Consider the following 12,331-nt stretch of genomic DNA (forward strand, 5'->3'; position numbering starts at 1 on the left):
GGGCGCGGCCGGGGTGTGGCTGGGGTGTGGCTGGACGAGCATGAGCCCGGTGCTGCTGAGGCCCGATCGGGTGGCGGGCGCGCCCCAGCGCACGCGCGGTCATGCTGCGGCGCGGTGTTCTGGCCGAGGCAAGCAGGGCAGCAACGGAGGAGGTGGGCGGTAGGTGGAGGGTGGGGTGCCGAGCTGGCGGGGCCGCTCCCGGGCCAGGTTGCAGCGGGCGCACAGGCCGCGGCCGTTCTCGGCGTCGGTGGACCCCTGGTCGGCATGGCGCTGGACGTGGTCGATGTGGCGGACGGGTGCACCGCACCAGCTGTTGCGACAGGTCTGATCTCGAGAGACGAGGAGGGCACGCAGGGCACCGGTGAAGAGCCGCTTGCGGTTGTCCCGGTCGGTGAGGACACCGCTGACCGGGTCGGTGTACAGCCGTCGCACCCAGACGGTCGCCGAGGGCGCAGCCTCGGGGACGGCGACCTGCCGACGCTGCTCGCGGGCCGGGTCGTTCGGTCGTTCGCCGGTGGACTCGGGCCGCTTCTGCTCCAGCTCGGGGTTGCAACCTGGCCCGGCTGCCGGATCCCGCTCGGGCTTCGAGCCCTGGTGGGCACAGCTGTCCCCTAGAGCTGACGGGTCAGGTTCTTCAGAGTCTGCCGCGCTGGCAGATGTGGTCGGGCTCGTGAAGGTGCTGGCGGGTTCGGCTCGGCGGCTCAGTGACCCCAGATCTGGGGCGGTAGGAAGTCCGCTCGCCGCAGGGTGGCCATGGGTCAAGGTGCAGGAGAAGGTGGTGCACCGGGGGCCGCCGGGACAGTAGCCGGCAGGGACGATGCCACCACCGAAGCCGGCCGAGATGCTCGGTGCGGCCCGCGTGCTGGCCGGACTATGCGCGGTCCCACCGACATTTTCGTCGCCCTCGGCAGCGTCATCGGCCAGGCCCGTCCCGGCCTCGCTCCTGTCGGCCTGGCTGGTGTCGGCGTCGCTGGTGTCAGTGGTGGGATTGAGCAGGTCTCTTGCGCTTTGGGCGGGGATCGGGCCGTAGCCGAGGAGGACAGCCGCGTCCGAGGTGCCCGCGAACAGGGCCTCGTCGGTGATGACCAGGCCCACCTCGACGTCGACCCCGTCGACCACGCTGCGGCCGGTGAGACGCTCGAAGAGCGCGTCTGCCATCAGCTGGCCCAGGGTGCGTGGGTCGCCGGAGGCCTTCATCGTCTCCGCGGTGGCGCGCAGCGAGTGGTAGCAGGCGATGGCCTGCGGTGCGGGAAGGCGGGCGCTCAGCAGCCCCATGACGTCCGGACAGGGTCGAACGGACACCCCACGGTCCGCGGCCGCCTTGCGGGCGCGGGCGACGAAACCGGCCGGGTCCACCTCATACACCAGGGAGCGCACCAACGCGCCGATCTCCTGGGTGGATGCCCCGGCCAGCCGGGGCCCCAGGCGCTCGTCGATCTCGGCCCGGTCGGCCGCATCCACGCAGGTCGTGGCCTCCGTGATGACGCGAGCCTGCAGCGCGGTGATCACCCCGGCCCGTAACGCGCCCAGGGTGCGCGGCATCTCTCGGACCAGCGCCTTGGCGCAGGTCAGCTCCCGCGATCCCCAGTAAGGAGACGTCAACCGAGCCTGAGCCAGGTCGTCCGGCACCGCCTTCCCGGCCCGCGACGGAGCGACGCCGTCGGCGATCTGCGCGGCGACCTGCGAGGTGTAGAACGCGACCTGCAGGCTCGCGCCGACCGCCGCCACAGCCCGGGAAAGCAGCTCCAGCTCTCGCAGCAATGCCAGCCGGTCCTCGTCGCTGAGTCCGTCCAGCCGTTCCTGCGGCAGCAGCTCTCGCCAGGACGCGATCTGGTCGGCCCACGACAGCGTCCGATCCGGGGGTGCAGGAGTGCTCGTCGCGCCGTCCCGGGCCTCGACGCCAGTTCCCGCCGCTCTCTCCTCCGGCGCGGCCGGGCATCCGGCGCCGCTGCCGTCGACTGGACTCTCGTCGCTTTGCCTACGTCCCACCTGCACACACCCCCTCCGGTGCCTCTTGCCGAGCCTCTACTTCGAAACTCGTACATACATACTAACGCATGATCGAGAGTGGTGCAACATATGTTCGAACATGTTGGGTCCTCTTGGGCGCGTCACGCTGTGGGCTACCGGGGTGCTCAGCCCAGACGCAGGTCTCGCCTGCCCACCAGAACCCCTGCGGCGCCGAGGCAGACCAGCCAAGCGCTGGCAAGGACGATCGGCCTACCGGCCAACCAGGAGGACCAGTCCAGGGTGGGCCCAGCCCCGTCGGTCGGGGTGTGCCCGAGCAGGCTCAGGTCGATGAGCCAGGTGGGCGCGTCCACCAGCCCGCCAAGCAGCACCAGGAAGCCGCTTGCTGCCACGACGGCCCAGAGCAGCCCAGTCAGCCTCGGCACCACCGCCGCCGCCAGGACCGCCAGCCCCACGCCGGCCAGCACCCCTGGCAGGTCGCCGAGGGTCGAGGCCAAGGCGTAGGGGAACGGGTCGACGTCGTCCAGCTGGGAGCGCCCCACCAGCCCAAGGACCAGACCGGAGAATGCTGTGAGCACCGTGACCGTCACTCCCGCGACCGAAGCGCGGGCCACCAGCGAGGACCACCGCGGTGTCCCCGCGCCCAGTTCCGCGACCAGCCGGCCGGACGACTCCTCGTTGCGCCACCGCAAGGTCAGCGCCACGCCGCAGATCAGGGCCAGCAGCGTGAGGAAGAGGCCGAGGAAGGAGAAGTACATGCCGACCGGATCCTGAGCCTCACCACCCATCCTGGCCAGCAGCTCCGCCGTCGTCCGGTCCTGCTCAAGCGTGGTGACCAGGCCGCGCGTCATGGAGGCAAAGAGCGCCGCGCAGCCCAGGATGGCCGCGCTCCAACCCAGGACGGATCCCCGCGCGTCCCGCCATGCCCAGCCAAAGCTGGACCGGACCCGCAGCCGATGGTTGCTACGACCGGTGCCCCGGAGCCAGGCACCACCCAGCTCCCGGCCTCGCGCGAGCAGGGCGCCAGCAGTGGCGATCGCCACGCAGATCCCCAGCATGGGCAGCAAGGGCCAGAACCGGTCGTCGGTGTACGGGCGGACGACGTCCCGCCATCCCAGGGGTGTCACCCACCGCAGCCACGGAGCTCCCTGGTCGGCGAGCACCCGTAGCAGGAAGGCCACTGCGACGGCGGTGAGTGCGAGCGTGCCCGCCGACCGCCGGTCACCGCGGAGCTGAGCGGCGACCACCGCCAGCAGGCCCAGGGCGAGCGACGACAGGACGAGGACAGTGGCGAAGAGGATGCCACCAGTGGTCCCCAGCTCATCGACACTGGCGGCCTGGGCGCTCAAGATGGCAGCCGTTCCGCCGCCGACCGCGAGACAGGCCAGGGTGAGCAGGGCGAGGGCGGCGGCCAGAGGGGTATGCGGCCGCACCCCGATCGAGCGGACCAGCTCGGTCGTGCCCGCGTCCTCTTCTCCCCGGGTCGCGGCGACCCCGAGCAGGCTTGCCATGACGGCTGCCAGCACCAGCACGTACGTGCCGGTCTCCCAGGCGAACAGCTGGCCGAGAGTGCCCGGGTCCGGCAGGGCGCCGTAGAGCACGGTCAGGCCTGGAGTGTCCTGGAGCTGCTGGACGAGGATCATCCGGGTGAGGGGATCTCCGTACGTCGCCTCGTAGGAGGGGATCGTGACGGCGACCAGGGCGAGAAGTCCGACCACCCAGGACACCAGGGCCACGCGGTGGCGACGCAGCAGCAGCCGGATCATCGAGCCGCCACCGCGTAGTGCCGGAGGAACAGGCTCTCCAGGCTCGCCGGGGCGACGGTGACCTCGGTCGCGCCAGACGCGGCGATCCGGGCGAGCACCTCCGGCAGCCGGTCGCGCTCGACCTCGCTGACCAGGCGGCCGTCAGCGTGCTTGGGGGCGTGGTCGCGCAGGTCTGCGGCCAGGGCGGCGAGGAGCTCGTCCGAAGCCTGCACGGTGACCGTCATCGCAGCGAGGTGGCGCAGCCGTTGCAGGCTTCCAGACTCGACGACCCGCCCGTCGGAGACGATCGTGACCTCCGTGCAGAGCCGCTCGACCTCGGCCAGGATGTGGCTGGAGAGCAGGACGCTGCGCCCGGTGGCCGTCGCCTCGCGGACGCACTCGTGGAAGACCTGCTCCATGAGCGGGTCCAGGCCGGAGGTGGGCTCGTCCAGCACGAGCAGCGGGGTGGGCGCGGCGAGGGCGGCGATGAGCAGGACCTTCTGCCGGTTGCCGGTTGAGTACGACCGGACCTTCTTGTAGGGGTCGAAGGCGAACCGCTCGATGAGCTGGCGCTCGCGGGTTTCGTCCCGGATGCCGCGCAGCCCGGCCAGCAGGTCCAAGACCTGGGCGCCGGTCAGGTTGGGCCACAGGGCCACGTCCCCGGGTACGTAGGACACCTGCCGGGTGACCTGCGCCGGGTGGGTGCCTGGGTCGAGACCGAGGACGCGGACGTGACCGGAGGTCGCCCGGTAGAGGCCGAGCAGGATTCGGATAGTGGTCGACTTGCCCGCGCCGTTGGGGCCCAGGAACCCGTGGACCGATCCGGGGGTGACCGTGAGGTCGACAGCGTCCAGGGCGGTGAATGAGCCGAAGGTCTTGGTCAGGTCGCGGACCTCGACGGGGTCGGTGTTCATCAACGGGTCTCCTTGGTGCGGCGCGGATCGCTGACGAGCACGTCAGTCATGACGGGAATCAGCCGGTGCATGACCTGTGCCTGACGGCGGGAGAAGGCGAACAGGGTGGTGAGCCGGATCAGCGAGCGCAACGCCTGGGGGGAGCCCGCCCACCGCGGGAGCGCGGCGACGAACTCCGCCGTGAGCCCATCGTTGTCCTTGCACCAGCGGGTCATGGATCTGACGAGATCCTCGATCTCGGCCTCGGCCGCCTCTGGTGCCAGATCGTCCAGATGGGCGTAGCGGGTGTAGAAGTCGACGATGACGCTCAGATCCTCCTCGCGCAGCCGCAGGATCAACGTGTCGAACTCCTGCGGGACCAGCCCACGCTGAGCGAACAACTCGGCCAACCGCTGCTCACGCCGCAGCACGTCCAGGGCGGCCGGGTCGGTGACCGAGCGGGCCAGGTGGTCGTAGAAGCGGTCCATACCGGGCGGAAGGGCGCGCAGTCCACGACCGGACTCCGCCATCTGCAGGAGCGCGGCGACCCGCTGGCGCTGGGCCTGCAGCTCGGCAATCCGCTCGTCGAGGCCGGCGTGGGTGGCCCGCAGGTCGTGCAGGGTGGACTCCTCCACACGGGAGAGGTCCTGCCGGGGCGCGGGCTCATCCTGGCCGCCGGCACTCTCGTCCTCGATGAGCGCAGCGATCGAGTCGAGCGGGAGCCCGGCGTCGGCCAGCCACCTGATCCGCAGGACACGGGCCACGTGCTCCAGCTCGTAGTCCCGCCGGGCACCCACGCGCTCAGGTGTGGGAAGCAGGCCAATCTGGTGGTAGTACCGGATGGTACGCACCGTGGTGCCGGTGAGATCGGCGCAGTCGGAGATCCGCATGACTCATCCTGCGCATGTGACGTAGCGTCATAGTCAACCCGGCGCGCCCTCTGTCGGCTCGACCACCCCAGACCGGCGTCCGGTGGCAGACTCGGGTCCATGACCTTCGCCAACGTCGGCACCCTGCAGACCCACCCGGGGCGTGCCGAGGATCTCGTCGTGATCCTCACCGACTCATCCGCTGATCTCGGCGCACACGGCTGCCTCCAGTACGACGTCGGCATCAGCGCCGACGACCGCGACACCGTCGTGGTCATCGAGCGCTGGGAGAGCGCGGAAGCGCACGCCTCTTCCCTGGGGTTGCCTGCGGTCCAGGACGCGATCCGGCAAGCCATGCCCCTGCTCACCGGTCAGATGGGCGGCCACCGCTTCGAGGTGCTCGGCTCGCCGTTGAGCGGGGTGTCTACCTGAGCGCACTGCGAAGGCGGATGGCACCGTCCGACGCGCAACCCCCTGGCCGACCCGGCGGGGCGCGGCATACCCTGACCGTGGCGCCACCCCGGCGCCCAGCCGAGGTGCACGCCTAGCCCGTGCACCGCAATCAGGCGAAGGGGAGCAGATCCTCCGGGCGGTGCCCACCTGGCACCGAGTATGCCGAGATCCACAAGTTGCGGTCATCGGTGCGGCTGGGGAGCCGGGACCGGACAGGTGGACCAGATGACTCGAGACGCCGACTTCAAGGCGAGGGTGCGTGGCCGGATGGAACGCACCGGGGAGAACTACACGACTGCACGCGAGGCCGTCCTCGCCGAACCTCCGCCGTCTCGTCCGGCCGGTGGACGCGCCGACGTTGACCCTCCGCCGTCTCGAACCGTCGCCCCATCGGTGGACCTGACCTCGGACCCGGCGGCGGACAAGGCGGTCCGGTCCTTCTTTGACGGCGACCGGCTGCGCTCGATCCCGACCAAGCGGCGGGCCAGAGCGGCGGTGCTCATGTACCTGCTGCTGCGGTTCGAACGGGGGCGGGACTACCCGGAGCGCGAGGTCAACGAGATCCTGCGGACCGCCCACCCGGACATCTCGACCCTGCGGCGCGAACTGGTGGACTACCGGTGGTTGCGCCGGGCCGGCGGGATCTACCGGGTCGTCGACGAGGTGCCGGGCCGCTCTCCGGACGAACTGCAGGAGGTTCCGGCGGACGAGGCTGCGAGGCTGGCGCGGGTGCCGGTACGCCGCCCGTGAGCGGGACCGGGCTAGTGGCTGCCCTACCAGCGGTCAGGCCAACCTGCCCCGCACCCCGAGCTGGGCGCGTTCTGCCGCGACCCTGCCCGAGTTCCATCCTTCCGGGTCGATACTGGCCCGGGAGCGCACGGATCGCAGGCTGGGGAATCGCTCGGCGACGGCGTCTTCCACAGACTCCTCCCGATCGGCCAGCACCCGGACGAGCTCGGTCCCGGTGGGTCCCGTGCCACCCAGCTCAGCCCCTGCGCGGCACTCCAGCTCGCCCGCTGCCTGGAGCGTCTCCTCCTGGGTCGTTGTGGTCAGGCGTTCGCCGATCCGGTGGGCGAAGCCGGTGATGAAGGAGCGTCGGAAGGAACGGGTGCGGGACTCGCCATACCTGTTCGTGCGCGAGCCCTGAGCGCGCATGGCCGAGGTGGCCTGCACCAGCAACGAGGCCTGGAGCAGCTCGACCGCGCGCAGGTCGACCCCGAATCCGACGACCGTGCCGAAACCGAGGCCCTGGTGCCAGATCGCCCGGCACCGGTTGGCCTGCGCGACGGATGCGAGGAGGGAGAACTTTGCGCCCTCGTAGGGCCGGTCGATCCCGACCCGAATCGCCGACGGGCCGCCCACCCGCAGGGTCACCCGCTCGGCCTCATCGAGCATGGCCCGGTCGATGCTGTGCCGGGCCATCAGCTTCTGGGCTGCCGCGGTGAACGCGTCTGCCTCCTCCTCGTAAGGCGTCGACTCCGCCTTGGCGAGCATCATGCGGACCTTGGCCAGCAACTTCAGGTCCAGGTCGGCCTCCGCGCCACCGCGGGACGTCGCCTCACCGGGCAGCGGTCCGAGCCGCTCCAGCGAGGGCAGGGTGCGCAGGCTCGGACCCAGCAGGAGCACCGCCCTGCGCACTCCCTCCCACCCGTCCCTGGCGCGGGCGGCGCGGGCGGTCAGGGGGTCGTTGCTCGGCTCCCACCAGACCCGGGCCGACATCTCCTCCAGCTGGGCGAACCACCGATCGTCGACCGTGGCCGGCGCGTGCTGGGCCACCTCCATCGCGACCAGGTCGCCCAGCACCTGGGTCACCACCGGGTCCTTGCCCCGCGCGAACACCCGACGCAGGTCCGCCGGTTGCCAGCCGACCGCCCACGTCTGCCTGACGAGCCGTCCGAGCTCCGCGCTCGCCTCCTGCGCTTCGCGGGGAGCCATTGCCACCCACATGAGATCCCCCTCCTGAGGTCGTCGTCTGCCGACACCCTGCCATCCGGGGCCGACGGGCCTGTGCCCGCGTCCACAGCCTGCCTGACCTGACCTGGCAGCTGATCGAGACCGGCCGCTGCCGGCGAATCCCGGTTGCGCCGCCGCTTAAGGTGGAAGGCGTGCCTGAGCCCGAGCCCACCTCCCGACCGCGGCGCCCGCCTCGTCGGGGACGAGCTGGCCGAGCCGGCGTCGGACCCGTCGGACAAGACGCCCAGACCGGAGGAACGGGTCACGGCGGGCAGGGTGAACGTGGCGGACGGGGCGGACGGGGGCGGCATACCCCCGGGCGTCAGGGAAGCGGCCAACGGGATCGCCACAGCAGACGCGCCGAGCTGGTCGAGGCGAGAAGGGCGGCCCTGCCCGCCTCGGACCAGTTGCACTACCCGCCCGAGCTGCCGGTCAGCGAGCGGCGCGAGGAGATCCGCGCGCTCATCCGCGACCACCAGGTCGTGATCGTGGCCGGTGAGACCGGCTCGGGCAAGACGACCCAGCTGCCCAAGATCTGCCTCGAGCTCGGGCGCGGGGTCGAGGGGATGATCGGCCACACCCAACCCCGCCGGATCGCCGCGCGCTCGGTGGCCGAGCGGGTCAGCGAGGAGCTGGGCGTCGAGCTCGGCACCACGGTCGGCTACCAGGTGCGCTTCACCGACCAGTCCCGGCAGGACACCTTGATCAAGGTGATGACCGACGGCATCCTGCTCTCCGAGCTGCAGCGGGACCGGCTGCTGAGCCGCTACGACACGCTCATCATCGACGAGGCGCACGAGCGCAGCCTCAACGTCGACTTCATCCTGGGCTACCTCAAGCAGCTGCTGGCCCAGCGCCCCGACCTCAAGGTGGTCATCACCTCAGCGACCATCGACGTCGAGCGCTTCGCGCTGCACTTCGCCGACGCTGAGGGCCGCCCCGCGCCGGTCATCGAGGTGAGCGGGCGGACCTACCCCGTCGAGGTGCGCTACCGCCCCCTGGTGCGCGAGGCTGCGCCCACCCGGGGTGGCGCGGACGCCGCGCCGGTCCAGATAGAGATCGACCAGGTCACCGGGGTGGTGGAGGCCGTCGAGGAGCTGTGGACGGAGGGCACCGGCCGGGACGGCAAGGGGGAGGACGTGCTGGTCTTCTGCTCCGGCGAGCGCGAGATCCGCGACGTCGTGGACGCGCTCGACGGCCTGCAGCTGCCGCAGACCGAGATACTGCCGCTCTACGGTCGGCTCTCTGCGGCCGAGCAGCACCGCGTCTTCTCCCGCCACGCAGGGCGGCGGATCGTGGTGTCCACCAACGTGGCCGAGACCTCACTGACCGTCCCCGGGATCCGGTATGTCGTGGACACCGGCACCGCGCGTATCTCTCGCTACAGCCAGCGACTGAAGGTCCAGCGCCTGCCGATCGAGCCGATCAGCCAGGCCTCGGCCAACCAGCGGGCCGGCCGGTGCGGCCGGCTGGCGGACGGGATCGCGATCCGGCTCTATAGCGAGGAGGACTTCGCAGCGCGCCCGCAGTTCACCGACCCGGAGATCCTGCGCACCAACCTGGCCAGCGTCATCCTGCAGATGACCAGCCTAGGGCTGGGCGAGATCGAGAAGTTCCCGTTCCTGGAGCCGCCGGACTCCCGTCAGATCAACGACGGTGTGCGGCTGCTCACCGAGCTCCAGGCCATCGATCCCACGGCCCCGGCGCACCTGCCGCGCAAGCGGATCACCCCCTACGGCCGGGCGATCGTCGGACTGCCTGTCGACCCCCGCCTGGCCCGCATGCTCGTCGAGGCCGAGCGGCAGGGGGCGCTGAAGGAGGTGCTGGTCATCGTGTCGGCGCTGTCCATCCAGGACGTCCGGGAGCGCCCCGCAGACAAGCAGCAGCAGGCCGACCAGGCACACGCCCGGTTCCGCAGACCGGGTGGCGTGCCGCGGGGAGAGGCCGGCCGGCCGGGCGCCGCCCAGGACGCGGGGCAGGATCGGCGTGGCGCGGACAAAGAACCGGTCCGGGTGCAGGGTGCGGGGGGACAGGGGCCGAAACAGGCCACGTCCGACGCCGTCGACTCCGACTTCGTCGTCCTGCTCAACCTCTGGCGCTATCTGCAGCGCCAGCAGAAGGACCTGTCCGGCAGCGCCTTCCGACGGCTGTGCAAGGCGGAGTTCTTGCACTACCTGCGCGTCCGGGAGTGGCAGGACCTGCACACCCAGCTGCGGCAGGCGGCCAAGTCGCTGGGGCTGCAGGTCAACGAGCACGCCGCGCAGGAGGAGCAGGTCCACCGGTCGCTGCTGGCCGGGCTGCTCTCGCACGTGGGGATGTGGGAGCGTGAGAACCGCGCCTACCTGGGCGCCCGCAACGCCCGCTTCGTCCTCCAGCCGGGGTCGGTGCTGCACCGGCGCAACCCCGACTGGGTCATGGCAGCGGAGCTGGTCGAGACGACCCGGCTGTGGGCGCGCACCAACGCCGTGGTCGACCCGGCCTGGGTGGAGGAAGCCGGAGCCCACCTGGTCAAGCGCTCCTACAGCGAGCCCCGCTGGTCGCGCTCCAGCGGCTCGGCGGTGGCGGACGAGCGGGTGACGCTCTACGGCATACCCCTGGTGGCCGGTCGTCCCGTGCCGCTGGGGCGGATCGATCCCGAGACGGCGCGTGAGCTGTTCATCCGCACCGCCCTGGTGGAGGAGGACTGGGACACCCGCCACGATTTCTTCCACGCCAACCGCAAGCTGGTCAAGGAGCTGGCCCAGCTGGAGGCGCGCGCCCGGCGGCGGGGCATCCTCGCTGACGACGAGACGCTCTATGCCTTCTACGACGAGCGGATCCCCCCTGAGGTGGTCTCGGGGGCGCACTTCGACACCTGGTGGAAGCAGGCCCGGCGGCAGGACCCACACCTGCTCACCTTCACCGAGGAGCTGCTGATCGGCGAGGGGGCGGACGCGGTGAGCGCGGACGACTTCCCCACGCAGTGGGTCCAGGGCGAGCTGGCCTTCCCGCTGACCTACCAGTTCGAGCCCGGCGCAGACGCCGACGGCGTGACCGTGCACCTGCCGGTGGAGGTGCTCAACCAGGTCGCGGAGGACGGCTTCGACTGGCTGGTCCCGGGGATGCACGAGGAGTTGGTGACCGCCCTGGTCAAGTCGTTGGCCAAGGACATCCGGCGCAACTTCGTGCCGGCCCCTGACCACGCGAGGGCCGCCTTGAGGGGTATGCAGGAGCGAGGCTCGGTGGGTGCGTTGCCGGTCCGGGAGGCGCTGGCGGAGGAGCTGACCCGGCGCGGCCTGCTGCGGGTGCACGCCTCGGACTTCGACTGGGAGCGAATGCCGGACCACCTGAAGATGACCTTCCGGGTCGAGCGGGCGGTGCGCCCGGGGAGGTCGTCCGAGTCCGGGGTGGGGCAGGGCGAGGCCAAGGGCGGTGGGCAGGAGAACGGTCGACAGCGGGGCCAGGGCAAGGGGCGCGGCCGGGGCCGGGTCGAGGTGCTGGGGGAGGGCAAGAACCTGGCTGCGCTGCAGGCCGAGCTGGCCGGCCAGGTGCGCACGACGATGGCCGCCGCGGCCAGCGGCGTCGAGCGGACCGGCCTGACCACCTGGCCGGTCGATCTCGACCCGCTGCCGGAGAACTTCAGCCGCCAGGTGGGACCCCGTGCGGTGCAGGGTTTCCCGGCGCTCGTCGACACCGGGGGCACGGTGGACGTCCGGGTGCTGGCGACGCGCTCCGAGGCGGACCGGGAGACCCGGCGCGGCGTGCGCCGGCTGCTGCTCCTGGGCACCCAGCCGCCGTGGAAGCGCCTGCTGGCGCTGCTGACCAACCAGCAGAAGCTCTCGCTGGGACACAACCCCCACGGCTCGGTCCCGGCGCTGCTCGAGGACGCGCTTGCGGCCGCCGTCGACTCAGTGGTGGCAGAGCAGCCGCACGGGATCGTGCGCACGCCCGCGCAGTTCGAGGCGGCGCTGGTGGGAGTGCGGCAGCACAGCGTGCCGCGGGTGCTGCAGATCGTCGAGTCGCTGGTGCCGATCCTGGACACCGCGCGGGAGGTCTCGCTGCGGTTGCAGCGCCTGGACGCCCCGGCGGCAGCCGATATGGCCGTCGACCTGCGCCGCCAGCTGGACGCCCTGGTGCGGCCGGGTTTCGTCGCCGAGGTCGGGCACGCCCGCCTGCCGCGGATGGTCATCTGGCTGCGGGCTATGAGCGAGCGGCTCGACAAGGGCGTGCAGGACCTGCCCCGCGACCGGCAGCGGATGGAGGAGGTGCACGTGGTGGAGGAGGAGCTCGACACCTTCCTGGCCAAACTGCCCCCGCATCGCCGGCAGGACCCCGACGTGCTGGACATCGTCTGGTCGCTGCAGGAGCTGCGGGTCTCCCTCTTCGCTCAGCGCCTGGGCACCGCGGGCCCGATCTCGGCCAAACGGATCTACGCAGCCATGGACCGTGCCGAGGACGCGACCGGCTGAGC

Annotated in this window: 8 protein-coding genes; 3 read left to right on the forward strand and 5 right to left on the reverse strand. The window is 71.4% G+C overall.

All coding sequences use genetic code 11. The annotated features are described in order from the left end of the window. Positions 1-99: 99 nt before the first annotated feature. The 4 genes from FY030_RS04730 to FY030_RS04745 all read right to left on the reverse strand — a co-directional run bounded on the left by FY030_RS04730 (position 100) and on the right by FY030_RS04745 (position 5,496). Positions 100-1,989 carry an HNH endonuclease signature motif containing protein gene (locus tag FY030_RS04730; RefSeq protein WP_192498724.1) on the reverse strand — a complete coding sequence of 630 codons (1,890 nt, stop codon included), beginning with the start codon at positions 1,987-1,989 and terminating at the stop codon, positions 100-102. A 146-nt stretch (positions 1,990-2,135) separates the two neighbouring features. Then, positions 2,136-3,734 carry an ABC transporter permease gene (locus FY030_RS04735; protein WP_158060500.1) on the reverse strand — a complete coding sequence of 533 codons (1,599 nt, stop codon included), beginning with the start codon at positions 3,732-3,734 and terminating at the stop codon, positions 2,136-2,138. Next, the gene (locus FY030_RS04740) at positions 3,731-4,627 is read right to left on the reverse strand and encodes an ABC transporter ATP-binding protein (RefSeq protein WP_158060501.1); all 897 of its coding nucleotides are present in this window, start codon (positions 4,625-4,627) and stop codon (positions 3,731-3,733) included. The genes FY030_RS04735 and FY030_RS04740 overlap by 4 nt, the downstream gene beginning before the upstream one ends. After that, complete coding sequence (locus tag FY030_RS04745; protein WP_158060502.1) at positions 4,627-5,496, reverse strand: MerR family transcriptional regulator; 870 nt, start codon at positions 5,494-5,496, stop codon at positions 4,627-4,629. The genes FY030_RS04740 and FY030_RS04745 overlap by 1 nt, the downstream gene beginning before the upstream one ends. Before the next feature lie 99 nt (positions 5,497-5,595). Between FY030_RS04745 and FY030_RS04750 the strand changes: the two genes are divergently transcribed. After that, positions 5,596-5,907 (forward strand): putative quinol monooxygenase, encoded by a 312-nt coding sequence (locus FY030_RS04750; protein WP_158060503.1) that lies wholly within the window; start codon positions 5,596-5,598, stop codon positions 5,905-5,907. A gap of 246 nt (positions 5,908-6,153) precedes the next feature. Beyond that, positions 6,154-6,678 (forward strand): DUF2087 domain-containing protein, encoded by a 525-nt coding sequence (locus FY030_RS04755; protein ID WP_158060504.1) that lies wholly within the window; start codon positions 6,154-6,156, stop codon positions 6,676-6,678. A 33-nt stretch (positions 6,679-6,711) separates the two neighbouring features. Here FY030_RS04755 and FY030_RS04760 read toward each other — a convergent pair whose 3' ends face one another. Further along, positions 6,712-7,863, reverse strand: a complete 1,152-nt coding sequence (locus FY030_RS04760) for a DUF2786 domain-containing protein (RefSeq protein ID WP_192498725.1) — start codon at positions 7,861-7,863, stop codon at positions 6,712-6,714. A 170-nt stretch (positions 7,864-8,033) separates the two neighbouring features. On the opposite strand from FY030_RS04760, the gene hrpA reads away from it, so the two are divergent. After that, the gene (hrpA, locus tag FY030_RS04765) at positions 8,034-12,329 is read left to right on the forward strand and encodes an ATP-dependent RNA helicase HrpA (RefSeq protein ID WP_158060506.1); all 4,296 of its coding nucleotides are present in this window, start codon (positions 8,034-8,036) and stop codon (positions 12,327-12,329) included. The last annotated feature ends 2 nt before the right edge of the window (positions 12,330-12,331 follow it).

The organism is Ornithinimicrobium pratense (assembly GCF_008843165.1).
GTDB classification, from domain to species: domain Bacteria; phylum Actinomycetota; class Actinomycetes; order Actinomycetales; family Dermatophilaceae; genus Ornithinicoccus; species Ornithinicoccus pratensis.